The sequence below is a fragment of the Agromyces sp. Soil535 genome (genome assembly GCF_001428255.1).
Taxonomy (GTDB): Bacteria; Actinomycetota; Actinomycetes; order Actinomycetales; family Microbacteriaceae; genus Agromyces.
This window is the reverse complement of sequence record NZ_LMRW01000001.1, coordinates 620,004-642,774: the sequence shown is the minus strand read 5'-3', so window position 1 is coordinate 642,774 and position 22,771 is coordinate 620,004. Positions and strand designations below refer to the sequence as shown.

Genomic DNA, 22,771 nt, shown 5'->3' with positions numbered 1-22,771 from the left:
CCCCCGTTAGGCAGCCGGCACGATGAGGTCGCGCACGAGTGCGTCCAGCTGCGCGTCCGCGTCGAGGAACTGACGAAGGGTGTTCCTCGCGGCGCCGAAGTGCTCGAACTCGTCCGGCGTCATGCCGTCGGGCTCGTACGCGCGTCGGAACTCAGCCAAGCTCATCAGCTCCCGGAGCATCTCGCCGGGGACCGGGACGTCGATCCGGTCGGCCTCCACCGCGATCGCGTTGTCGTTGATCCGCTTCTGCCACTCGAACGGCGGCGAGATCACGAGATCACCGCCCACGAGCTCCGAGAAGTGGAGGTGGCTCCGGAACGCCGCGGAGAGGATCCGGCTGCGGTACTCGCGCTCGACGAAGGTCGCGTGTGCTCGCTTGAGCGCCGCGACGCCAGCCCAGTCGAGCACGCCCGGCGTCGTCAGGATGCCTCGGTCGGCCGTCCACTTCTTCAGCCAGTCGTCGAGGCGGCCGCCCATGATCGTCACCACGTGGCCGAACTCCCGCTCTGGCAACCCCTCTGACGCGCGCCGGTCCAGCGCGCGTTCGAGTGCGGCGCCCACGGCGAGCGCCTGCGGCACGGTGAAGCTCAGCGTGGCGTTGATGCTCACGCCCCGGTATGCGGCCTCCTCCATCGCGGCGATGCCCGCCTCGGTCGCGGGGAGCTTCACGATGATGTTCTCGGCGAGGCGCGAGAACTCCACGGCCTGGTCGACGAGGGCCGCCGTGTCACGGTGGAGTCGTGGGTCGGTCTGGATGGAGAGGCGGCCGTCGCGCCCGCCGCTCTCTGCGAACGCCGGTTCGAGCAACCGGGCGGCCTCGATCGAGAGCTCCTTCACCGCGGCCCATCCGAGCTGGGATTCACCCCAGGTCGGATGCTCGACCGCCAACTCGCGCAACCGCGGTCCCCACACCTCGGGGTGCCGTTTGATGACGGTGTAGGCGATGACGGGATTGCACGTCGCTCCGACGGCGCCGAACTCGATCGAGCGGCGCAGTTCGCCCGGGTCGGCGGAGTCGTTCCAGATCGAGGTCGACGTCGCGGCGGCGCGGGCCAGCGAAGCGGCCTTCGGGTCGGTGAGGAGGGACATCGGCGTCCTTTCGTCGGATCGGGCGAGGTGACGGTTCGGGTCGGGTCGGGTGGAGACGGTCGGTCAGGCGAGATCGACCTGGACGACGATGTGCTCGGTCGCCGCCCGCTGCGCGGCATCCGCCAGGATGAGCGCCGCCCGGCCGTCGTCGAAGGTCGGGCTCGTCGAAGGCTCGCCGCGCACGAGCCTGATGAACTCGTGCAGCTCGGCCGCGTAGGCGCTGGCGTACCGCTCGAGGAAGAACTCCTCGTACGGCGGCTTCGCCTCCACGGCCCGCGCCGTCGAGAGGCTCACGAGGCTCGTTCCCGCGTTCGCGACCTGGAGCATGCCGTCGACGCCGAACGCCTCGATGCGCTGGTCGTACCCGACGGCACTGTGCCTCGAGTTGGTGATCGTCACGATGACCCCGGATGCCGCGCGCAGCACGGTCACCGCCGTGTCGAAGTCGCCGTGCTCGCGGGCGCCGGCGTCGAAGGTCGTGGTGCCGATCGCCGACACCTCCACGATGTCGGGGACGAAGAATCGCGCCATGTCGAAGTCGTGGATGGTCATGTCGCGGAAGATGCCGCCCGAGACGGCGATATAGGCCGCCGGCGGTGGCGCAGGATCGCGGCTGATGATCGCGAGCTGCTCGAGATCGCCGATCTCGCCGGCCGCGACGCGGGCCCTGGCGCTCGCGAAGGCGGGGTCGAACCGCCGGTTGAAGCCGAACGCGACGGGCACGCCCGACGCCGCGATCTTCGGACGGAGCGCCTCGACGCGTGCGATGTCGAGGTCGATCGGCTTCTCGCAGAGCACGGGGATGCCGCCGTCAACGGCCCGCTCGATGAGCTCCACGTGTGTGGGGGTCGGGGAGGCCACGAGCACGGCGTCCACCTCGCCCGACGCGAACAGCTCGTCCGCCCTGTCGGTCACGGTGCCGCCGTACCGCTCGGCCACGGCATGCGCTCCTTCGACGATCGGGTCGCAGACCCAGGCGAGCGTGGAGTCGGGGTCGGCTGCGATGCTCGCGGCGTGCACCCGGCCGATGCGTCCGGTGCCGATGAGCCCGAACCGCAGGGGGCGTTCCGTCATGTCTCGTTCGTTCCTTTCTGTTCCACTCAGATCTGACGACCCTGTTTCGCTCAGACCCAGCGACGGAGCGCGTCGCGGTTCCTGCGCTGGTCGGCCGCGCGTTCCGCCTCGAAGGCCGTGAGCGAGATGTCACTTCCGTTGAGCACGTCCTGCTCGACCACGACCCAACCGTCGAAGTCCAGGTCGTCGACGGCGGTCATGACCGCGTCGAGGTCGATGTCGCCGCGACCGAAGGCCACGAACGCGCCCGACGACCAGACCTCCGGCATCCCGCCGCCCGCCGCGAGCACCCGCCGCAGCTCGGCGAGGTCGACATCCTTCAGGTGGAGGTGGTTGATGCGTCGTCCCCATCGACGTACCGCGTCGAGGGGGTCGCCGCCGGCGATGAAGAGGTGTCCGGTATCGAGCGTCAGACCCATGTCGACCTCCGCGAGGAAGTGGTCGATCTCCTCCGGTGACTCGACGAACGTCCCCGCGTGGTGGTGGAAGGTGGGCTCGAACCCGGCGCCGCGGACGACCGCCACGGCGCGTTGCACGTTGGCGACCAACCGGTCCCAGCGGGCGGCGTCCAGCGGGTCCTCGACGGCGCCGCGCCCGGGCGCAGCACGCCGCGCGGCCGAGCCGTCGTCAGCGAGCGTGGGCAGGGGAAGCCGCGCAGGGCCCGACTCGGCGGCGGTCGAGAAGACGACCAGCGCGTCGTGGAGCGCGGGCAGCGACGCCTCGAACGCCTCATCGTCGGAGAAGGGAAGCTGCACCCAGCCGCCGGCGAGCTCGAGGTCGAATCGCTCGAGGCGACGACGGAGCTCTGCGTCACGACCGAGATAGCCGACGGGGCCCAGATCGACGCCGCCGTACCCCGCCTCGGCGAGGATCGCGAGCAGGTCGTCGGGCGCGACGGTCTCCGCTCCCTCGGGTGTCAGTTCGAAGACCCCGAAGCTCACGGGCGCTCCCGCCACCGACGCCCTCACCGGGCGTCCTCCGCGCCGAGAAGCGGCCGCTGCGCCTGACGGAGGCGCTCGTATTCGGCGCGGGCACGCTGCGTGGACTCGAGCGTCGACACCTCGGACACCGGCACATCCCACCATCCCTCTCCGTCGGGTCCGTAGACGAGCGGGTCGCTGTGGACGTGGATGAACGTGGCACGGTCGGAGGCCTTCGCGGCGGCGACCGCGGCCGCGAGGTCCGCGATCGCGTCCGAGCCCGGCGTAATCTCGATGACGTCGATGCCATAGCTCCGCGCGTTCATGGCGAGGTCGACCGGGAGCACCCGGTCGCCCTGGAAGTTGCGGGCCTCGGCGTCGTACACCCGGTACTTGGTGCCGAACCGCTCCGATCCGACCGTCTCGGAGAGGTGCCCGATCGAGGCGAAGCCATGGTTCTGGATGAGGATCACGATCAGCTTGATCCCCTCTGCGACGACCGTCGCGAGCTCCGAGCTCAGCATGAGGTACGAGCCGTCACCGACCATCACGATCACGTCGCGCTCGTCACCCGCCGCCGTCAGACCGCGCTTGACCCCGAGGCCGCCGGCGATCTCGTAGCCCATGCAGGAATAGGCGTACTCGACGTGGTACCCGAGCGGATCCCGCACCCGCCACAGCTGGTGCAGGTCGCCGGGCAGCGACCCCGCCGCCTGCACGATCACGTCCTCGGGGGCCGTTGCGGACTGGACGGCGCCGATGATCTCGGGCTGACCCGGCAGGGCGCGACCCGACGGCGCGAAGGCGACGTCGACCGCGGCATCCCATTCGGACTTCTCGTGCGCGATGCGCTCGGAGTACCCGGCCGCGACGCGGTGGCCGGCGAGCTCGGCGGCGAGTGCGACGAGCGTCTCCCGCGCGTCGGCGACCACCGGCAACTGCGTCCCGTGCTTGTACGCGTCGAACGCCGCGACGTTGATGTTGACGAAACGGACACTCGGGTCACGGAACGCCGTGCGAGAGGCGGTCGTGAAGTCGCTGTACCGAGTCCCGATGCCGATGACCACATCGGCCTCGGCGGCGAGTCGGTTGGCCGCAGTCGTGCCGGTCGCGCCGACCGCGCCGAGGTACTGCGGGTGGTCCCATGGCAGCGAGCCGCCGCCGGCCTGCGTCGTGCCGACCGGGATGCCGGTCGCCCCCACGAGTGCGCGCAGCTGGTCTTCGGCGCCCGAGTAGAGCACCCCGCCGCCGGCCACGATGAAGGGCCGTTCGGCGCCGCGGATCGTTGCAACGGCCCTCGCGAGCGCACCGTGTTCGGGGAGCGGGCGGCGCAGGTGCCACTCGCGGTCCTGCAGGAACTCGATGGGCACGTCGAGCGTCTCGGCCTGCACGTCCTCGGGCAGCGCGATCGTGACCGCGCCGGTCTCGACCGGGTCGGTGAGCACGCGCATCGCGCCGAGCGCGATCGAGTAGAGCTGCTCGGGCCGCTGCACTCGGTCGAAGAACTTCGACAGCGGCCGGAACGCGTCGTTCACCGTCAGGCCGATGTCCCATGGCTGCTCGAGCTGCTGCAGCACCGGATCTGCGACCCGTGTGGCGAACGTGTCGCTCGGCAGCAACAGGGCGGGGAGCCGGTTGGTGGTCGCCAGCGCGGCGCCGGTCAGCATGTTGGTCGCGCCCGGTCCGACGGATGCCGCGGACGCGAACGTGGCGCGACGGCGGTGCATGCGCGCGTATCCGACCGACTGGTGCACCATCGCCTGCTCGTTGCGGGCCTGGAAGTAGGGCATGAGCTCCGGCTGGTCCACGTTGAGCTGCTTGAGCGCCTGGCCGACGCCCGCGACGTTCCCGTGGCCGAATATGCCGAACACCCCGGGGATCGTGCGCTCCCGGATGTCGCCGTCCACGGTCCACTGGCGCGCCAGGAACTCGATGAGCGCCTGGCTGACCGTCATCCTTCTCGTCGCCGCCATCAGTGCCGCCCTTCCTTCCCGTTGTCGTAGGGCAGTCGCGGATCGACGTCCTGCCCGTTCCATGTGTCGCGCACCCACGCGTGGGCAGGGTCATCGCTGATGAGCCATTCCCGTTCGGCGTCGGGTCCGGCCATCACGTTGAGGTAGTAGAGGTCGTAGCCGGGCGCCGCGACCGCGGGCCCGTGGTAGCCGTAGGGCACGAGCGCGATGTCGCCGGTGCGCACCATGGCGTTGATGTCGATGTCGCCCGCGGGCGAGGAGTAGGTGCTGAAGAGCCCGAACGCCGCGTCGGCCGACGCGTCGGATCCCGCCACCGGCGCGGCCTCGAAGTAGTAGATCTCCTCGAGCCGCGACTCGGCGCCGGGATGGTGCTCGTCGTGCTTGTGCGGCGGGTACGACGACCAGTTGGCGGCGGGCGTGATGACCTCGCACACGATGAGGCGGGCGGCATCCAGTGCCTGCGGCGTGCCGAAGTTGTGCACCTGCCGACTCGACGCCCCGGCGCCGCGGAGTTCGACGGGCGTCTCGGAGGCGGCGATGTACCGGGTCGGCCGGACGTCGTCGGTGGGCGAGGACGCCACGGCGATGCGGCCCTCCCCCGTCAGGACCGCCGTCGACGCCGACGAGAGGTAGAGCACGTCGGTCGGACCGCTGAACACCGACGTCCGACCGTGCAGGCGGGTCGTCGTGACGCGTTCGTCGTCGCGGTGCGCGACGGTGAACGAGCCGGACAGCGGGACGACGATCCGTTCGACACCGGTCTCCGCGAGCTGCAGCTCCTCCCCTTTCGTGAGGTGCGTCACGCGGAGTCCGGTGTGCCGCCACCCGGGCGTCCCAGCGTCGACGACGCTCTCCCAGCCGTCGCGTGCGAGCAGGCCCCGGCGGTGGAACCAGCGCTGGTCGGTCGTCATGCTCTCGCCTTCGTGAGATCGGTGCGAACGGATGCCGCGAGCGCGGCGGGCACGGCGCCACGCGACATCCGTTCGGGGTCAGTGGTTCTGCGGGAAGCCGAGGTTGATGCCGCCGTGGGTCGCGGGGTCGAGCCACCGGCTCGTGATCGCCTTCTCGCGCGTGAAGAAGTCGAACCCGTGCACACCGTACGCCTTGGCGTCGCCGAACAGCGACGCCTTCCAGCCGCCGAACGAGTGATACGCCACCGGGACAGGAATCGGCACGTTGATGCCGATCATGCCCACCTGGACCTCGTTCTGGAAGCGGCGCGCCGCCCCGCCGTCGTTCGTGAAGATCGCGGTGCCGTTGCCGAATGCCCCCGAGTTGATGAGGTCGAGGCCCTCCTGGAACGTCTGCACCCGCACGACCTCGAGCACGGGTCCGAAGATCTCCTCGCGGTAGGCGCGCGACGTCGTGGGGATGTCGTCGATGAGCGTCGGGCCGAACCAGAAGCCGTCCTCGTGGCCGTGGACCGTGAAGCCGCGACCGTCGACGACGATCCTCCCGCCGTCCGCCTCGGCGATGTCGACGTACGACGAGACCTTGTCGCGGTGCACGTCGGTGATGAGCGGTCCCATGTCGGGCTCGCCATCCGAACCGCCGGCGCCGTTGCCGATCCGCAACCGCGTGATGCGCTCGGAGATCTTGTCGATGAGCTCGTCGGCGACGGGCTCGACGGCGAGCACGACCGAGATCGCCATGCAGCGCTCACCCGCCGCGCCGTATCCGGCGTTCACCGCCTGGTCGGCCACGAGGTCGAGGTCGGCATCGGGCAGCACGAGCATGTGATTCTTCGCGCCGCCGAGCGCCTGCACGCGCTTGCCGTGCCTGGCCGCCGTCTCGTAGATGTACTGGGCGATCGGCGTGGATCCCACGAACGAGATCGACTGCACGACCGGGCTCGTGAGCAGGCCGTCGACGGCGACCTTGTCGCCCTGGAGGACGGTGAACACGCCGTCGGGCAGGCCCGCCTCCTTCCAGAGCCGCGCGATCCACAGCGACGCCGAGGGGTCCTTCTCGCTCGGCTTCACGATGACCGCGTTGCCGGCCGCGATCGCGACCGGGAAGAACCACATGGGCACCATCGCCGGGAAGTTGAAGGGACTGATGACCCCGACGACGCCGAGCGGCTGGCGCAGGGAGTACACGTCGATCCCGGTCGACGCGTTCTCCGAGTAGGCCCCCTTGATCAGCTGCGGGAATCCGGTGGCGAGCTCCACCACTTCTTGACCACGGAGGATCTCGCCCATCGCGTCGGAACGCACCTTGCCGTGCTCCGACGTGATGATGTCGGCGAGCTCGCCCTTGCGCGCGTTCAGGAGTTCGCGGAAGGCGAAGAGCACCGTCTGGCGCTTCGCGATCGAATAGTCCTTCCACATCTCGTAGCCGCGCTGGGCCGAGGCGATGGCCTCGGCGATCTCGGTCTCATCGGCCAGGCCGACGTTCGCCGAGGGCGTGCCGGTGGCCGGGTTGTACACGGGCGAGGTTCGCCCGCTGGTCGAGGGGCGCTCGGCGCCGTCGATCCAGTGCGCGAGGACGGGAAGGTCAGCGGTCGCTGCTGCGGTTCCGGTCGCGGCGGTCTCAGTCGTCGTCATCGGGGTGTTCCTCCGGTCGGTGAAGTGGTCAGGGGAGTTCGGTGTGCACGAGCCGCGCGGCGGTGTCGACCGCTGCCGCGACGTCGCCGTCTGGTGGGTAGAGGAGGGTGCGGCCGACGGTGAGTCCGCGGACGCCGGGCAACGACAGCGCGTCGTCCCAGGCGGCGAAGGTCTCGTCGGGATCGACACCCGAGTCGCCGCCGAGCAGCAGCGTGGGCATCGTCGTCGCCGCCATGACGCGCTCCATGTCGGCGACGACGGGCAGCTTCATCCAGGTGTAGGCGCTGCTCGCGCCGAGTCCGGAGGCGATCGCGATCGAGTGGATGACGGCATCCGTCGAGAGGTCATTGACCACGCGGCCGTCGACTCGGCGGCTCATGAACGGTTCGAGCATGATGGGCAGCCGGGCGCCTGCCGCCTCGGTGACGGCACGCGCCGTGGCCTCGAGGGTTGCGACGGTCGACGCATCCTCCAGGTCGATTCGCACGAGTGCCTTGGCGAAATCGACCCCGGAGGCCGCCATCGTCGCGATGTCGTACCCGGTGTAGCGGTCGTCCATCTCGAAGGCAGCCCCGCGAAGTCCGCCACGGTTCATGGAGCCGACGACGATCTTGTCGTCCAGCATTCCGAGGGCGGCGAGATCGTCGATGATGTCGGGAGTGCCGAGTACACCGTCGACTCCTGGCCTGCTCAGCGCGACCGCGAGGCGATCGAGGAGGTCGGAGCGATCGGCCATGGCCATCGCGTCGGCGCCCACGGCGAGTGCCCCGCGGGCGGGGTGATCGGCGGCGACGATGAAGATCCGGCCGTCGCCGCGCAGCACCTCGCGCCGCACGCGTGACGCGAGCGCCGCCCCGATTCCGTGCGGGCGCTCGGCGCGGATCTCGCGCAGCTGCGCGAGATTCTCAGCGCGCAGGATTCGTGTGCCACCCATGTCGGGCCCCCTCTCCGAGCAGGCGCTCGACCTCGGACGACGTGGGCATCGCCGTCGAGCACTCGAGACGGGATGCCACGATGGCGCCGGCGACGTTGGCGAAGCGGAGCATGTGCTCGAGGCTCCAGCCTTCGAGGAGACCGTGGCACAACGCGCCGCCGAACGCGTCGCCGGCGCCGAGCCCGTTGACGACGTCGACGGGGAATGGCGGCACCACCACGGTCTCGTCTCGCGTCTTCGCGAGCACGCCCTTCGGACCCTGTTTGACGATCGCGAGTTCGACGCCGCGCTCGAGCAGGGCGTCGGCGGCACGGACGGGGTCGGTCTCGCCGACGGCGATTTCGCACTCCTCGCGGTTGCCCACGGCCACGGTCGCATGCTCGAGCGCCGCCGAGACCTGCATGGTCGCCTCGGCCGGACTGCTCCAGAACACGGGTCGGTAGTCGAGGTCGATCACGGTGTGCGGCGCGCGGCGGCGCAGCTCGAGTGCGCCGAGGTGCGCCGATCGGCTCGGCTCCTGGCTGAGGCCGGTCACGGTGAACCAGAGCACGCGCGACCCGCCCACGGCTTCGGGGTCGAACTGCTCGGCCGTGATGTTGAGATCGGGCGCCTTCGGCTCGCGATAGAAGTAGAGGGGGAAGTCGTCGGGCGGGAAGATCTCGCAGAAGGTGACGGGCGTCTTCAAGGCCGGGTCCACCGCGACTGCGGCGGCGTCGACGCCGAGGCGATCGAGTTCCGCCAGGAGGAACCGGCCGAAGGGGTCGTCGCCGACGCGGGAAACGAGCGCGGAATGACGGCCGTACCGGGCTGCGGCGACCGAGACGTTCGCCGCGCTTCCGCCGAGGTACTTCCCGAAGGTCTCCACGTGCTCCAAGCCGACACCGCTCTGCAGGGGGTAGACGTCGACGCCGAGGCGGCCGATCACCAGGACCTCGACGGGAGTTGGGATGCCGATCATGTGCGGATGAACACCCTTCTCGAGTCGACGGCGACGGGGAGCAACGGCCCACGCCGTCATGTCCTAACAATAGCACAAGTGCGCGCCGATGCCTGGTTGTCTCATTGCTGAGACGTAAGATTGACGGAACATAGTCGATGAAAGCGGGTGCTCCCATGGCGGGTCAGGAGACGGTGTGGCCCGACGAGCTGTTCGCGGACCTCGATCGCACCGGGCCCGTGCCGCTCTACTACCAGGTGTCGAGTCGCCTCGAGTCCGCCATCCGCTCGGGTGCCATCCCACCCGGGGCCCGGCTCGAGAACGAGATCGCGATCGGGCACCGTCTCGGGCTCTCGCGGCCCACAGTGCGGCGCGCGATTCAGGAGCTCGTCGACAAGGGTCTCCTCGTGCGGCGACGAGGCATCGGCACCCAGGTGGTGCAGGGCCAGGTCACGCGCCAGGTCGAATTGACGAGCCTCTACGAGGACCTCAAGCACTCGCACCACGAGCCGGGCACCGACGTCCTCCACCACGAGGTGATCCCCGCGAGCGACGTGGTTGCCGAGAACCTCGGTGTCGCGGTCGGCGACCAAGTGGTCTATATGCGCCGACGCCGCAGCACTGACGGAGTCCCCGTGGCGGTGCTCGAGAACTACCTGCCGCACGACTTCGCCGACATCACGACCGAGCAGCTGACGGACCGCGGCCTCTACGAGATCCTTCGCGGGCGCGGCGTGACGATCCGGATCGCCAAGCAGAAGATCGGCGCCCGTCGGGCGCACGGCGACGAGCACGAACTGCTCGAGATCGACCGGGGAGGCCCCGTGCTGACGATGGAGCGGGTGGCCTTCGACGCATCCGGGCGCGCGATCGAGTACGGCCATCACTGCTACCGACCGGACATGTACAGCTTCGAGACCACGCTGGTCGCGAAGTGAGCTCGCGAAACTTTCGCTCTACGCGTTGATCGCAACGATAGGGGAGTTGGTGTGCCCCAAGCCCCGTGTCACAACGGGTCGATCGGTCGCCGGAGACGTTCTGTCATCCCACTTGCATACAACGGGCGGGTCCGTACGTCGCCGTGCACGGAGCGCGCACGTGGTGAGGAGGCTGGGCCACAGAGCGTGGGAACGCTGAGGTTTTTGCGGCGCTGACTATTCCTGCTTGCCGTGTCCGACGAGTTGGCCGATCCAGTTCTGCCAGGTGATGAGGACGCGTGGCGGGTTCTGGTGGTGCCGACTTGGGTTCTGCAAGTGAGGGCTCTTGTTGTGCCGAGGGTTCACGTCGGTTCGATGGGGCCGGTGGGTGGCGGGCGTATCGCTGTGGGTGGGCGCTCCTGGCACGAGGTGGGTGGCGTCGTGCAGAGCGGATACGAGCTTGTTCATGGGATCTCCAGTGGGTGTTAGTCGGGGATGATGACGAGGCGGGTGCCTCGGAGGTCGGCGCGGATCCACGCCGTCGCGATCTGGCTGAGGGGCATGGTGGTGACGTCGATGGTGAGTTCGCCGCTGCGCACCCAGTCGACCACTTGCTGGTAGGCGTCGGCCATGCCGGTGGCCATATTTCGGGCGGCGCCGTAAATTTCCAGACCGGACGTGCGAAGGGCGTCGCCGGTGAGCTGGATCGTGGGGCCGGCGGATTCGCCGATCTGGACGAGGCGGGTGGGCTTGGGCATGGCGAAGCTGTCGGGGATCAGCGCGCGAGTCAGCAGTTCGGTGGGGCGACCCCAGAGATAGTCGACCACCACGTCGTACCCGTCACCGACGTGGTCTCGGAACGCCTGCACCAGGTCGGCGTCATCAACGGCGGTGTTAATCACAGTGTCTGCACCTAGGTTCTTCAGTTCCTGAAGGGCGTCGTCGTTGCGTCCCGTGGCCACGATGCGTCCGGCACCGAGGAGTCGTGCGATCTTGACGGCCAGGCGGCCGGCGACGCCGGTGGCGCCTTGGACCAGCACCGTCTCGCCGGCGCTGAGACCGGCCGCGGTGCGCATGCACATGCCGCTGATCGCTGAGGAGAGCACCGCTGCGATCGGCGGGTCGATGCCTTCGGGGATCGGTGCCGTGTGCGTGGCGGGCACGACCGCGTACTGCGCGAGCGTGCCGTACGGTGGGGTGATACCGCCGAATCCAACGAGGGTTCCGTCGGCCAGGCGGCCGATGCCGTCAAAGCACGGGATCGCCGGGAGCGCTGCCTGGAATTGTGTAGCCGTGTAGTGGGTGCCGGCGACGATCGCCCGGTCCACGTTCTCGACCGCGACCGCCTCGACGGTCACCAGCACTTGCCCTTCTCCGACCTCTGGGTCCGGGAAGTCCTGATAGCGCGGAATGCCTCCTGCACGGTCTACGACTGCTGCCTTCATGCCGGCCACCTCTCTCTTACGCTGTTAGAGCGATACACTACATCTAACACCGTAAGAGTGATTGTGCAAGGAGGACTTGTGGCGCTGGATCGGCAGCAGGTGATCGACGAGGCTCTGCAACTGCTCGATGACGAGGGCCTCGAGGCTCTCAGTCTCCGTACCCTCGCCGGACGCCTCGGCGTGCAGGCTCCCACCCTCTACTGGCACATCGGAAGCAAGGCCGAACTCCTCGACGCGCTCGCGGACACCATCATGGACGACGCCATCCGGGCGGTTCCCGCGCCCAGTCCCGACGACAATTGGGCAGAGTGGCTGCTGACCGCGCTGATTGAGCTGCGGAGGGCGATGCTCCATCGCCGCGACGGATCCCGGATCGTCTCCGGCGCCAGACTGTCGTTGCGACGCGGCGACTTCTCCGAGTCCGCCATGTCAACCTTGGTCGACCACGGAATCGAGCCGCAGCGGGCCCGACTCCTTGTCCTCGCGGGAGAACGCTTCACCGTCGGATACGTCCTCGAAGAGCAAGCGCCCGTGGATGCGACGCAGCAGCCCCCCGACGTCGAGGAGCTCCGACGTCGCTTCCCCGTCATGACCCAAGCCATCGGCCATTACTTCTCAGGCGGCCGCACGTCAGACGACCTCTACCGGGACACCGCGCGGCTCATCCTCGGCCTGCCACCGCAAACCTAGAACGCCACCCTCCGAACCAACGATCGACGCAGCCCATCGGGTCAGGGTCGCCCTGCTCAGTGAAAGCTCTCGTGGAAAGCCGAAACTAGCTGGGCGCATCTTGTCGCCGACTACTCCACCGTTTCGCGGTGCAAACAGGGTGGAGAACGGGGACGCACTCAGGACACTGTATGCACGCCACACACAGTCGAGAGAAGATCAGATAGCCGCCAAAACAAGCTTCTGATCAGGGATTTTCTTGCGGAGACGAGGGGATTTGAACCCCTGGTCCCCTTACGGGGACTCCACCTTAGCAGGGTGGTGCACTCGGCCGGACTATGCGACGTCTCCTCGCGGATGCTTGCGCACACGCGAGAGTCATCATAACCCGCGGATGCCGCGGATGACGATTCGGCCCTACCGGCCTACTGGTCGTCGAGCGTGCGACCCGCCGAGCAGCGGGTCTCGGCGGCGGTCTGGCCGCTGACGTCCGACGGGAGGGCCTCAGCAGTGGCCGCTGGCGCCTCGGTCGCCGGCGCCTCCTCGGCCGGGACCTCCTCTGCCGGAACCTCCGCGGGCGGGGCCGCCGCGTTCGGGTCACCGGCCGACGCGAAGGCCGACTCCTGCGCCGTGGGGTCGAACGTCACGGGCAGGTCGTTCTGCAGCGCGGTGCGCACGTACTCGGCGGAGTCGGTCGGCGCCACCGCTCCGCCGCCTTCGGCGTAGGCGGTCGGGTACTGGATGAACGCGATCTTGTTCAAGTCGGTGTCCTTGAGCGCCTTCGCGATCGAGATCATGCGCGTCGGGTCCATGAGGCTGTCGGACAGCTGCATGTTGGCCAGCGCCGCCTTGGCGATCGAGTAGAGCTTCACGGGGTCGCTCAGCGTGCCGTTGGACTGGAGCGTGCGCGCGAGCGAGGAGAGGAACACCTGCTGGTTCGAGATGCGCGCGAGGTCGCTGCCGTCGCCGACGCCGTGACGCGTCCGGAGGAACTGCAGCGCAGCGACGCCCGAGAGGGTGTGGGTGCCGGCCTCGAGGAACGTGCCGGTGTACTCGTCCTCGATGGGCTCTGCGACGCAGACCTCGACGCCGCCGACGGCCTCGGAGAGTCCCGCGACGCCCATGAACTGCACGATGCCCGCGAACGGGATGGTGATGCCGAGCTCGGTCTCGACGGTCTTCACGACGCATCCGAGCCCGCCGTAGGAGAGGACGGTGTTGATCTTCACGCCCGACTGCTCGTAGAGGGTGCTGCTCGGATCCTCGGGATCGGTGCACTCGGGCACGTCGACGAGCATGTCACGCGGGAAGCTCACGACGGAGGCGTTGGAGTGGTCCTCCGAGATGTGCATCAGCATCGTCACGTCGTTGAGGACGGCGGTCTCCTCATCGGGGTCGCCGAAGCCCTCGCCCTGGCCCTGGCGGCTGTCGCTGCCGACGATCAGCAGGTTCACGCCGCCCTCCATGGCGCCTACGTCTGGCACGCCCTCGAGCACCGCCTCGTTGCCGAGGGTGACCGTGGGCTTCACGGTGCTCGCGAGGTCCCAAGCCGCGTAGGCGGCCACCGCGGAACCCGACACGAGGGTCACCGCCACGATGGATGCCGCGATCCTGGCCACCGTCCTCCAGGTGCCGTGGGTCTTCAGGCGGCCGTGGCGCGCGCCGGAGGGGGTCTTCGCAGCGCGACGCGAGCTGTGACGCAGGTCGTGGTTCACCCGATGCCTCTCCTGTCGTGTTCCGTGGTCGTATGCGCGGAGGGCGTGGGATTCGAACCCACGAGGCATTGCTGCCCACTGGTTTTCAAGACCAGCTCCATCGGCCGCTCGGACAGCCCTCCTCACCGGCACGCCGACGCCCCGTGAGGGGCGACGTCGCACGGGTAGGCCCCGATTCTAGCCGAAGCACATTCCAACGAGCCTCGCAGCACACCCTGAGAGGGTCCTGAAGCGGCCCGCCATCAGCCTTCGTTGGCGCTCGAGCAGCGCACGTCGGCCGCGGTCTGGCCGGTGACGTCGCCGGGCAGCGCGGTTGCGGCGGTCTCAGGCGGGGCGGATGCCTCGGTCGCGGGCGTCTCACCGGCGGGTGGCGCCGCCGGGTCGGGCACCGTGCCGAATGAGGCATCCGTCGTCGCCGCCGGGTCGAGCACTACCGGCAGGTCGGCCTGCAGCGCCGCGTTCACCGCCTGCGCCGACTCGGTGGGGACGACCGCGGCGTAGCCCTCCGTGTAGCCGGTGGGGTACTGCACGAACGCGATCCTCGACAGGTCGATGGCGGCCAGGGCCCGCGCGATCGAGACGAGCTTGATCGGGTCCTGCAGCGCGGAGGTGAGCTGCATGTTCGAGGTGACCGCCTTCGCGATCGAGTAGAGCTTCACCGGGTCGCCGAGCACGCCGCCGGTCTGCATCGTGCGCATGAGGGAGGCGAGGAACGTCTGCTGGTTCGAGATGCGGCCGAGGTCGCTTCCGTCGCCGACGCCGTGGCGCGACCGCAGGAACGCGAGCGCCTCGTACCCCGAGATGCTGTGCGTGCCGGGGTCGAGGTGGAGGCCCGAGTAATCGTCGTCGACCCGCTCGGCAAGGCACACCTCGACCCCGCCGACCGCGGTCGAGAGCGCCGCGACGCCGTCGAACTGCACGATGCCGCCGACGAGGATCGTCACCCCGGTGAGCTGCTCGACGGTCGCCGCGACGCACCCGAAGCCGCCGTACGAGAGCACGGTGTTGATCTTCACCTCGGACATCGCGGAGAGCGGCCCACTTTCGGGGTCTTCCGGGTCGGGGCACTCCGGGACCTCGACGAGCATGTCGCGCGGGAAGCTCACCACCTCGACGTGCGAGTGATCCTGCGAGATGTGCAGGAGCATCGTGACGTCGTTGAGCTCCGCCGATTCCTCCTCGGGGTCGCCGAACGCCCCGCTCTCGGGCCGCTTGTCGCTGCCGACGAGGAGGAAGTTGAGTCCGCCCTCCATGGCTCCGATGTCGGGCACGCCCTCGAGGATCTCCTCGTTCCCCACCGTCAGCGACGGCTTCACCGAGGCGACGAGATCGACTGCGGCGTACGCGACGATCGCCGCGGCGCTCACGGCGAGCACGGCGATGACGGATGCCGCGATCTTCGCGTAGGTGACCCAGGCGCCGTGCCGCGGCATCCGGCCGTGGCGTGGCACCGCAGCGACGTCGGCCGCCGCCCGGTCGCGCCCCGTGTCACCCGTCACCGCACCCCTTCCGACCCGCTGATCCTATCCGGCGGGCCTCGGAACGGGCCGGATGCCGCGTCAGGGAAGCGAGTCGAGCACCGCGGCGAGCCCGGCGTGGCCGACGTCGGCGGCGGTCTCGGCCGCGGCGGCGCGCACCTCGGCGGGAGCCTGGCCCATCGCCACCGAACGCCCGGCGGCGCCGGCCCATGTGAACATCTCGATGTCGTTGCGCCCGTCGCCGACCGCGATCACGCGATGGAGCGGCACGTCGAGCCAGCCGCGCACGCGCTCGAGCGCGGTCGCCTTGCTCACGCCGTCGGGTGCGATGTCGAGCCACGCGGTCCAGCCGATCGCGTAGCTGACCTGGTGCAGGCCCATCCCCTCGACGATGTGCAGGAACTCCTCGAGCTCGTGATCGGGCGAGACCACGACCACGCGGGTGGCGCGCTGGTCGAGCAGCTGCTCGAATCGGACCTCGCGGGCGTTCTCGAGGTTCCAGTCGGTCATGCCCTCGGTGTACAGCCGGAAGCCGTCGGGCATCTCCACCATGAACCGGCCGCTCGGCAGGAACATGCGGATGCGCTCGAGCACGGCGGTGGGGTCGAAGGTCTCGACGTGCACTCGGGTGTAGCCGCCGGATGCCGTGTCGTCGCGCTGCATCGTGATCGCCCCGTTCGCGCATACCACGTACTCGGGGTTCAGGCCGAGGCGCTCCAGCACGGGCGCGGTCGTGGACCACGATCGCCCGGTCGCGAGCGTGACCTCGTGCCCACGCTCGCGGGCGGCGAGGATCGCGTCGGCGACGAGCTGGTCGATCGACTCGTCCTCGTGCAGGATCGTGCCGTCGACGTCGAGCGCGACGAACCACGGTGCGACCGCGGCCTCGGCTCGCGGCATCCGCTCGCTCATCGGCTGACGGGCTCGAGCACGTCGAGCCCGCCGAGGTAGCCGCGGAGCGCTTCGGGCACCACCACCGAGCCGTCGGGCTGCTGGTGCGTCTCGAGGATGGCGACGATCCAACGCGTGGTGGCGAGCGTGCCGTTGAGGGTCGCGACCGGCGCCGTCCTGCCGCTCTCGGTCCGTTGGCGGATGTCGAGGCGGCGCGCCTGGAACGTCGTGCAGTTCGAGGTCGACGTGAGCTCGCGGTAGGCCTGCTGGGTGGGCACCCAGGCCTCGATGTCGTACTTGCGCGCCGCGCTGGAGCCGAGGTCGCCGGCCGCGGTGTCGATGACCCGGTACGTGAGGCCGAGGGCCTGCAGCATCTCCTCCTGCCAGCCGAGCAGCCGCTCGTGCTCCGCCTCGGCGTCGGCCGGGTCGATGTAGCTGAACATCTCGAGCTTGTTGAACTGGTGCACCCGGATGATGCCGCGGGTGTCCTTGCCGTGGCTGCCCGCTTCGCGCCGGTAGCACGTCGACCAGCCCGCGTACCGGAGCGGCCCGTTCGACAGGTCGAGGATCTCGTCGGCGTGGTACCCGGCGAGCGCGACCTCGCTCGTGCCGGTGAGGTAGAGGTCGTCGTCGGGGAGGTGATAGACCTCCTCGGAGTGGGCACCGAGGAATCCGGTGCCCTGCATCACCTCGGGACGCACGAGCGTCGGCGTGATGAGCGGCGTGAATCCCGCCGCGAGCGCACGGTCGAGCCCCATCGTCATGATGGCGAGCTCGAGGCGAGCGCCGACGCCCCTCAGGTAATGGAAGCGGGCCCCCGAGACCTTCGCCCCGCGCGCCATGTCGATGGCACCGAGCAGCTCCCCGAGCTCGAGGTGATCGCGCGGCTCGAACTCGAAGGCCGGGATCTCGCCGATCTCGCGGAGCACGACGTAGTCGTCCTCGCCGCCGGCCGGCACGCCGTCGATGACGACGTTGCCGATGCGCAGCGTCGCAGCGGTGAACGCGGCCTCCGCGTCGTTGGCGCGCTGGCTCGCGTCCTTGACCCGCGCGGCGAGCTCCTGCGCCTGCGCCACCAGCGCGGCCTTCTCGTCCTTCGGGGCCCTGGCGACCTGCTTGCCGAACGCGTTCTGCTCGGCGCGCAGCGACTCGAACTCGGCGATGGCGGTGCGGCGCGCGGCATCCGCTGCGACCGCCTCGTCGACGAAGGCGGATGACTCTCCGCGCAGCTCCTGCGAACGCTTGATCAGCTCGGGGTTCTCGCGAAGCAGCACGGGGTCGATCACGCGAGCCAGTCTAGCCCGCGGCATCCGGGCGCCCGGTGGGTTGGAGCCTGCGCAGCGGGCGTCTCGAAACCCCGACGCGGGCAACGGGTTTCGAGACGCGCCTCTGGCGCTCCTCAACCCGCGCTACCGTTGGCAGCGTGAGGGAGGCGGCGGACCACGGGTCGGCGAATGCCGCGTCGACGCGCTCACGGGCGGCGGTGATCTTCAACCCGACGAAGAGCGTCGACGGGCTCCGCGCCGCGGTGGGCCGCGCAGAGGCACGGCAGGGGTTCGCACCCTCGATCTGGATCCCAACCGCCGAGGACGACCCGGGCAAGGGCATGGCGAGGCAGGCGCTCGACGCAGGCGCCGACCTCGTGATCGCTGCGGGCGGCGACGGTACGGTGCGCTCGGTCGCGGCGACCCTCCGCGGCAGCGGCGTGCCGCTCGGGCTCGTGCCGCTCGGCACGGGCAACATCTTCGCGCGCAACCTGGGCATCCCCGTGAACGACCAGGACGACGCCGTGGTGCTCGCCTTCGCCGGGCTCGACCGCGCCGTCGACGTGCTCGTCGCCGACGTCACGCGGGCCGACGGGTCCGCCGAGACGCACGCCTCGCTCGTGATGTCGGGCATCGGCATCGACGCGACGATGATCGCGAAGACGAACCCCGGCCTCAAGAAGCGGGTGGGCTGGCTGGCCTACGTCGACGCGGGCCTGCGGGCCATCCCCGTCTCCAAGCCGTTCCGCGTCGTGTACCGCATTGAAGCGGGTCGGCTGCAGCGCTCCCGGGTGTCGAGCATCCTGGTCGCCAACCTCGGCTACCTGCCCGGCAACATCGAGCTGATCCCCGATGCCGAGCTCGACGACGGCCTGCTCGACGTGATGGTGCTGCAGCCGCGAAACCTCATGGGCTGGGTCCTCGCGTGGCGCAAGGTCACCTGGGAGAACCGCGTGTTGCGCAAGAGCGCGCTCGGGCGCCAGTTCGTCGACCTCACGGGCGGCAGCCGTCGTCGCGAGATCGTCTACTCACGCGGACGCTCGGTCGACATCGAGATCGAGGCCGCACCCGAGGAGTTCGAGATCGACGGCGACGCGTTCGGCACCGTCGTGGCGGCACGGTTCCGCGTCGACCCTGCGGCGCTCATCGTGCGCGTGGCGCGCTGACGCGATCATCGGTGCGGATGCCTCGTGCCGACTTCAGCGCATGCCCCGAGACCGCGGCGATCACGAGGACGCTGATCAGCGAGAGCACCGCGACCGATGTTGCGGGCGCCGCGATCGCGTTCGCGAAGGTGAACACGCGGAATTCCACGAGTTGCTCCTCGGTCGGCGTTCCGATCCAACCCATGCCCTGATCCTCCGCCTGTATCCGGATGGCCCAGATCGTGACCACCATCGCGATCACCCCGAACAGGGCGAGCGCGACCGCGGAGGGGTTCCGAAACAGCCGGAGGGTCACGGCGACTCCTCTGTGACGACGAGCGTGGCGCACGCCTGTCCAAGCGAGCAACCCGACCACGGCGATCAGCCCGGCCTCGGCGAGCGCCGGCGCGATGCCCCACGCGATCGCCTCGAGCCACACGTCGGACTGCTGCGGCGGCCCGAGGTAGTCGCGGTTGAAGATCGCCATCCACCAGAGGCCGGAACCCACCACGACGGCGGCGACGGCGACGCCCCAGGCCGCAAGGAACCACGGATCGCGTGGTGACGGCCCGTCGTCCCGCTCAGGGACTGTGTCGGGGCCCGCCGCCAGGGCGTGCGGCGAAGCGTCTGCCGCGGGCCCCTCCGGGTCCGCCACCGGGGGAACGACCGTCGGAGCCGGCGACTCAGCTCGGGCGACGGGCTTTCCCTGGGACGATTGGACGCGTACGACGACGGGCGGCTCGTGCGAGATGTCGGGCTTCGCCGGCATATCTGACGACACCGGGGCCTCGGACTCAGCGGATGCATTCGGAACCGACCCCCAGCGGGCACCGTCGCCCGAGTGCACGTAGCCTCGCTGGAACCGCGGATCGAACCGTGGGTCGATGGTCGGTGCCGGATCCTCGTTCACGCCCACACCTCCGTTCGATGTGGCAGCGGCGGGCATCACCCGTCCTTCCAGAAGAGGACGCTGCGACGTGTGCGGCCCAGATCGCTCGACGTCGCGCCGACCAGCAGGATGCCGAGCACTGCGAACACGGCGGTGAGGGTCGCGGGAGCCGGGATCGCGTTCGCGATCGCGACGAGGCGCAGTTCCGCCAACTGCTCCTCCGTCGCGTCGGCTCCCGGCAGGAACTGCAGGCGTACCTCGATGCTCGCCCCGATCGCCCAGACCGTGGCGACGGACGCGACCACGGCAAGCGCGGCGAGCGTGAGCACGGCGGGGTTTCGCAGCAGCCGACCGATCCCTGCAACGCCCCGACGGCGGGCGTGACGAGCGCCGGTCCAGACGAGCAGCCCGACGATGCCGATCAGGCCGCCTCCGATGAGTACCGGCGCGACGTTCCATGCGGAGAACTGGAGCCACTCCTCTGGCTCGTTCTCCGGGCCGAAGACGTTGTCGCCCGATACCGAGCCCCACAGGATGAGCAAACCGCCCACGACTGCGAGCCCGGCGAATGCCCACGCGGCGATGAACCACGGATCGGTCGGGGACGGCTCCGCGGCGTCAGGCGTTTCCGCGGGCGAGGGAGCCGGCGGCGTCTCGTCGTGCGGCGCCGTCGCATCGCGTGAGGCTGCCGGCACGTCGTCGATCGGCGTCGGGACGGCGGCCGGCCGGCCCGCGGCATCCGGGATGTAGCCTCGCTGATACCGGGGATCGAACATCGGGTCGATCCCCCGCGAGGCTCGCTCGTCGCTCACGATCACCCCCTCGAGATCGCTCGGCGATTAACGGTACCGCGGACCTCCTCACCACGGTCTCACGCGTGAGCATCCCGGCGACGGCTCGCCTACTCCCGCTCGGTCGACATCGAGATCGGGGCGGAGGCCAAGGCGTCCGCGATCGACGACGATGAGTTCGGCACGGTCGTGGCGGCGCCGTTCCGGGCGGACCCCGCGGCGCTCATCGTGCGCGTGGAGCGCTGACGCGACCGCTCGGTGGCCGAGCCGACGACGAGGATCCCGAGCGCCGCGACGACGGCGAGCAGGGCCGCCGGGCCCGGAACCATGTTCGCGATCCTCGTGAGCCGCACCTCCCAGAGTTGAGCCTCGGTCGGAGCGCCGGACCACGAGAAGCCCTGGTCTTCGACCGACACACCGATCGCCCAGTTCGCCGCGACCACCCCCAGCAGCGCGAGCACGGCGAGGGCGACCACCGCGGGGTTGCGGATGAGGCGCGGGATCACGACGGCACCTCGGCGTCGGTCTCAGTGCGTCGCGCGTGGCGAAGGCCGGTCCAGACGATCATCACGACGATGCCGAGGAGGCCGCCCTGCATGAGCGACGGCGCGACGGTCCACCCGACGATCTGCAGCCACCGTTCGCTCTCGCCGGATGCGCCGTAGTAACTCTCGCTCATGATGCCTGCCACGACGAGGGTCGCTCCGAGCGCGAACGCCAGGGCCGAGACCGTCCAGGCACCGAGGAACCAGGGATCCGCCGATGGCGGATCGGACTCGGGCTCGTCGAGCCACGACGCGACCTCCGCGTCGGACTCCCCCCGCGGGTCGGCAGGGGCGGCGCGCTCGGCATCCGCGCCATCCGCCTCAGCGGGCGACGTCGCCGGCGTGGGCGCGCCCGGGTCGGGCGATGCATCCGATGCGTGCGGCCCCCCGGCCTCGGCGGCCACATACCCGCGCTGGAACTGTGGATCGAACCTCGGGTCGATCCTGGCTGCCGAACCCTCGCTCACTCGCACTCCCCCTTGTCCGCTGCGGCCCGCGGTCGCCTCAGTCGGGTTCGCCGCTGAGGAGGCCGCGCAGCCAGTCTCGCGCCTCGATGAAGATCTCGTCCTCGAACTTCGAGTGGTACTCGATCTCGCGCTTGTCGGCGCGCGGGTACGACCCGAGGAAGATCACGTTCGGGCTCGTGCGGCGCAGGCCGAGCAGGGCGTCGGCGACTCGCTCATCGGCGATGTGCCCGTCGAGATCGACGACGAAGCGGTAGCGGCCGAGTTCGTCACCGATGGGCCGCGACTCGAGCAGCGACAGGTTCACGCCGCGCGTCGAGAACTGCTCGAGCATGGCGAGCAACGATCCGGGCTCGTCGTCGGCCAGTTCCACGATGAGGCTCGTCTTGTCGGCGCCCGTCGGTTCGGCGAGCACGCGCGAGCGCGATACGAGCACGAACCGGGTCACCGCGTTGGGGTTGTCGCCGATGTCGCGGGCGAGCACCTCGAGGTCGAGGTGCTCGGTGATGCCTGGGGGCGCGACCGCGGCATCCGCCTGGCTGTCCTCGAAGAGGGATGCCGCGGCCTGCACGTTGCTGGTGGCCGGGATGTGCCCGTGGTCGGGGAGCTCGCGCTCGAGCCACCCCCGCGACTGCGCATAGGCCACCGGATGCGCGTTCACGATGTGCACGTCGCCGAGCCTCGTGCCCGGGCGCGCGACGAGCACGAAGTTGACGGGCACGAGGTACTCGCCGACGATGCGGAGGCCGGGCACCGTCGCGAGTGCGTCCTGCGTCGCGGAGACACCGCCCTCGACTGAGTTCTCGATCGCGATCATGGCGGCGATGGAGCGCCCGCTCGTGACATCCGCGAGCGCCTCGCCGACGTTGTTGACCGAACGCCAGTGCTTGCCTGCGGCCTCGGGCACCTGCTTCAGCGCCGCCTCGGTGAACGTGCCGGCCGGACCCAGGTAGGAGTAGGTCTCCTCGGGGGGCGTGGCGGCCGCATGCATCATGCAGGCCAGCCTAGTTCGCGGCCTGGTGGCCCGGCTGCGCGAACACCCGCACCGAGTTGCCCGGATGTGTGCAGAAATGGGCGACTCGGT

Annotated in this window: 21 protein-coding genes and 2 tRNA genes; 3 read left to right on the top strand and 20 right to left on the bottom strand. The window is 69.8% G+C overall.

Annotated features, from left to right (window positions below; translation table 11 throughout):
* Window positions 1–6 precede the first annotated feature (6 nt).
* The 8 genes from ASG80_RS03015 to iolC all read right to left on the bottom strand — a co-directional run bounded on the left by ASG80_RS03015 (window position 7) and on the right by iolC (window position 9,494).
* A complete protein-coding gene (locus ASG80_RS03015) occupies window positions 7–1,089 on the bottom strand; it encodes a transaldolase family protein (RefSeq protein WP_056728275.1) in 1,083 nt (360 codons plus the stop codon).
* Window positions 1,090–1,152: 63 nt separating this feature from the next.
* A complete protein-coding gene (gene iolG / locus ASG80_RS03010; protein ID WP_056728274.1) occupies window positions 1,153–2,163 on the bottom strand; it encodes an inositol 2-dehydrogenase in 1,011 nt (336 codons plus the stop codon).
* A gap of 50 nt (window positions 2,164–2,213) precedes the next feature.
* Window positions 2,214–3,131 (bottom strand): sugar phosphate isomerase/epimerase, encoded by a 918-nt coding sequence (locus tag ASG80_RS03005; RefSeq protein WP_056728272.1) that lies wholly within the window; start codon window positions 3,129–3,131, stop codon window positions 2,214–2,216.
* Window positions 3,128–5,038: a 3D-(3,5/4)-trihydroxycyclohexane-1,2-dione acylhydrolase (decyclizing) gene (gene iolD / locus ASG80_RS03000; RefSeq protein WP_235508021.1), complete on the bottom strand. Its 1,911-nt coding sequence runs from the start codon at window positions 5,036–5,038 to the stop codon at window positions 3,128–3,130. The genes ASG80_RS03005 and iolD overlap by 4 nt, the downstream gene beginning before the upstream one ends.
* Before the next feature lie 17 nt (window positions 5,039–5,055).
* Window positions 5,056–5,967 carry a 5-deoxy-glucuronate isomerase gene (gene iolB, locus ASG80_RS02995; protein WP_056728265.1) on the bottom strand — a complete coding sequence of 304 codons (912 nt, stop codon included), beginning with the start codon at window positions 5,965–5,967 and terminating at the stop codon, window positions 5,056–5,058.
* A gap of 78 nt (window positions 5,968–6,045) precedes the next feature.
* Window positions 6,046–7,602, bottom strand: a complete 1,557-nt coding sequence (locus ASG80_RS02990) for a CoA-acylating methylmalonate-semialdehyde dehydrogenase (protein ID WP_056728259.1) — start codon at window positions 7,600–7,602, stop codon at window positions 6,046–6,048.
* 28 nt (window positions 7,603–7,630) lie between these two features.
* The gene (locus ASG80_RS02985) at window positions 7,631–8,536 is read right to left on the bottom strand and encodes a class I fructose-bisphosphate aldolase (RefSeq protein ID WP_056728256.1); all 906 of its coding nucleotides are present in this window, start codon (window positions 8,534–8,536) and stop codon (window positions 7,631–7,633) included.
* Window positions 8,508–9,494: a 5-dehydro-2-deoxygluconokinase gene (gene iolC, locus ASG80_RS02980; protein ID WP_056728255.1), complete on the bottom strand. Its 987-nt coding sequence runs from the start codon at window positions 9,492–9,494 to the stop codon at window positions 8,508–8,510. The genes ASG80_RS02985 and iolC overlap by 29 nt, the downstream gene beginning before the upstream one ends.
* 155 nt (window positions 9,495–9,649) lie before the next feature.
* Between iolC and ASG80_RS02975 the strand changes: the two genes are divergently transcribed.
* Window positions 9,650–10,411, top strand: coding sequence for a GntR family transcriptional regulator (locus ASG80_RS02975; protein WP_056728253.1), 762 nt, complete (start codon window positions 9,650–9,652; stop codon window positions 10,409–10,411).
* Window positions 10,412–10,875: 464 nt separating this feature from the next.
* On the opposite strand, the gene ASG80_RS02970 is transcribed toward ASG80_RS02975, so the two are convergent.
* A complete protein-coding gene (locus tag ASG80_RS02970) occupies window positions 10,876–11,835 on the bottom strand; it encodes a zinc-binding dehydrogenase (RefSeq protein ID WP_056728519.1) in 960 nt (319 codons plus the stop codon).
* Window positions 11,836–11,913: 78 nt separating this feature from the next.
* On the opposite strand from ASG80_RS02970, the gene ASG80_RS02965 reads away from it, so the two are divergent.
* Window positions 11,914–12,525 carry a TetR/AcrR family transcriptional regulator C-terminal domain-containing protein gene (locus tag ASG80_RS02965; protein WP_056728250.1) on the top strand — a complete coding sequence of 204 codons (612 nt, stop codon included), beginning with the start codon at window positions 11,914–11,916 and terminating at the stop codon, window positions 12,523–12,525.
* Between the two features lie 241 nt (window positions 12,526–12,766).
* Here the strand turns inward: ASG80_RS02965 and ASG80_RS02960 are convergent.
* The 6 genes from ASG80_RS02960 to serS form a co-directional block, all read right to left on the bottom strand.
* A tRNA-Ser gene (locus ASG80_RS02960) sits at window positions 12,767–12,855 on the bottom strand.
* Between the two features lie 74 nt (window positions 12,856–12,929).
* Window positions 12,930–14,219, bottom strand: coding sequence for an LCP family protein (locus ASG80_RS02955; RefSeq protein WP_056728517.1), 1,290 nt, complete (start codon window positions 14,217–14,219; stop codon window positions 12,930–12,932).
* Between the two features lie 37 nt (window positions 14,220–14,256).
* A tRNA-Ser gene (locus ASG80_RS02950) sits at window positions 14,257–14,341 on the bottom strand.
* A gap of 120 nt (window positions 14,342–14,461) precedes the next feature.
* The gene (locus tag ASG80_RS02945) at window positions 14,462–15,718 is read right to left on the bottom strand and encodes an LCP family protein (RefSeq protein WP_056728248.1); all 1,257 of its coding nucleotides are present in this window, start codon (window positions 15,716–15,718) and stop codon (window positions 14,462–14,464) included.
* A gap of 60 nt (window positions 15,719–15,778) precedes the next feature.
* Window positions 15,779–16,597: an HAD family hydrolase gene (locus ASG80_RS02940; RefSeq protein WP_235508007.1), complete on the bottom strand. Its 819-nt coding sequence runs from the start codon at window positions 16,595–16,597 to the stop codon at window positions 15,779–15,781.
* 8 nt (window positions 16,598–16,605) lie between these two features.
* On the bottom strand, window positions 16,606–17,874 hold the full coding sequence (gene serS / locus ASG80_RS02935; protein ID WP_056728244.1) for a serine--tRNA ligase: 1,269 nt from the start codon (window positions 17,872–17,874) through the stop codon (window positions 16,606–16,608).
* A gap of 137 nt (window positions 17,875–18,011) precedes the next feature.
* Between serS and ASG80_RS02930 the strand changes: the two genes are divergently transcribed.
* Window positions 18,012–19,019: a diacylglycerol kinase family protein gene (locus ASG80_RS02930; protein ID WP_056728242.1), complete on the top strand. Its 1,008-nt coding sequence runs from the start codon at window positions 18,012–18,014 to the stop codon at window positions 19,017–19,019.
* Here the strand turns inward: ASG80_RS02930 and ASG80_RS02925 are convergent.
* The 5 genes from ASG80_RS02925 to pheA all read right to left on the bottom strand — a co-directional run bounded on the left by ASG80_RS02925 (window position 18,997) and on the right by pheA (window position 22,678).
* Entirely contained in the window at window positions 18,997–19,908 is a 912-nt protein-coding gene (locus tag ASG80_RS02925) for a hypothetical protein (RefSeq protein ID WP_156401615.1), read from the bottom strand. The two genes, ASG80_RS02930 and ASG80_RS02925, sit on opposite strands and share 23 nt — an antisense overlap.
* A 35-nt stretch (window positions 19,909–19,943) precedes the next feature.
* Complete coding sequence (locus tag ASG80_RS02920) at window positions 19,944–20,699, bottom strand: hypothetical protein (protein ID WP_156401614.1); 756 nt, start codon at window positions 20,697–20,699, stop codon at window positions 19,944–19,946.
* An 89-nt stretch (window positions 20,700–20,788) separates the two neighbouring features.
* A complete protein-coding gene (locus ASG80_RS02915) occupies window positions 20,789–21,184 on the bottom strand; it encodes a hypothetical protein (RefSeq protein WP_056728236.1) in 396 nt (131 codons plus the stop codon).
* Window positions 21,181–21,690, bottom strand: a complete 510-nt coding sequence (locus ASG80_RS02910; RefSeq protein WP_156401613.1) for a hypothetical protein — start codon at window positions 21,688–21,690, stop codon at window positions 21,181–21,183. The genes ASG80_RS02915 and ASG80_RS02910 overlap by 4 nt, the downstream gene beginning before the upstream one ends.
* A 37-nt stretch (window positions 21,691–21,727) precedes the next feature.
* Complete coding sequence (pheA, locus tag ASG80_RS02905; RefSeq protein ID WP_082589718.1) at window positions 21,728–22,678, bottom strand: prephenate dehydratase; 951 nt, start codon at window positions 22,676–22,678, stop codon at window positions 21,728–21,730.
* Window positions 22,679–22,771: the final 93 nt, after the last annotated feature.

What these genes read in the sequence shown, in the direction of transcription:
- ASG80_RS02990 (WP_056728259.1), bottom strand. Translation starts at nt 7,602, where the DNA reads ATGACGACGACTGAGACCGCCGCGACCGGAACCGCAGCAGCGACCGCT.
- ASG80_RS02975 (WP_056728253.1), top strand. Translation starts at nt 9,650, where the DNA reads ATGGCGGGTCAGGAGACGGTGTGGCCCGACGAGCTGTTCGCGGACCTC.
- iolD (WP_235508021.1), bottom strand. Translation starts at nt 5,038, where the DNA reads ATGACGGTCAGCCAGGCGCTCATCGAGTTCCTGGCGCGCCAGTGGACC.
- iolC (WP_056728255.1), bottom strand. Translation starts at nt 9,494, where the DNA reads ATGATCGGCATCCCAACTCCCGTCGAGGTCCTGGTGATCGGCCGCCTC.
- ASG80_RS03015 (WP_056728275.1), bottom strand. Translation starts at nt 1,089, where the DNA reads ATGTCCCTCCTCACCGACCCGAAGGCCGCTTCGCTGGCCCGCGCCGCC.
- ASG80_RS02970 (WP_056728519.1), bottom strand. Translation starts at nt 11,835, where the DNA reads ATGAAGGCAGCAGTCGTAGACCGTGCAGGAGGCATTCCGCGCTATCAG.
- ASG80_RS02985 (WP_056728256.1), bottom strand. Translation starts at nt 8,536, where the DNA reads ATGGGTGGCACACGAATCCTGCGCGCTGAGAATCTCGCGCAGCTGCGC.
- pheA (WP_082589718.1), bottom strand. Translation starts at nt 22,678, where the DNA reads ATGCATGCGGCCGCCACGCCCCCCGAGGAGACCTACTCCTACCTGGGT.
- iolB (WP_056728265.1), bottom strand. Translation starts at nt 5,967, where the DNA reads ATGACGACCGACCAGCGCTGGTTCCACCGCCGGGGCCTGCTCGCACGC.
- iolG (WP_056728274.1), bottom strand. Translation starts at nt 2,163, where the DNA reads ATGACGGAACGCCCCCTGCGGTTCGGGCTCATCGGCACCGGACGCATC.
- ASG80_RS02940 (WP_235508007.1), bottom strand. Translation starts at nt 16,597, where the DNA reads ATGCCGCGAGCCGAGGCCGCGGTCGCACCGTGGTTCGTCGCGCTCGAC.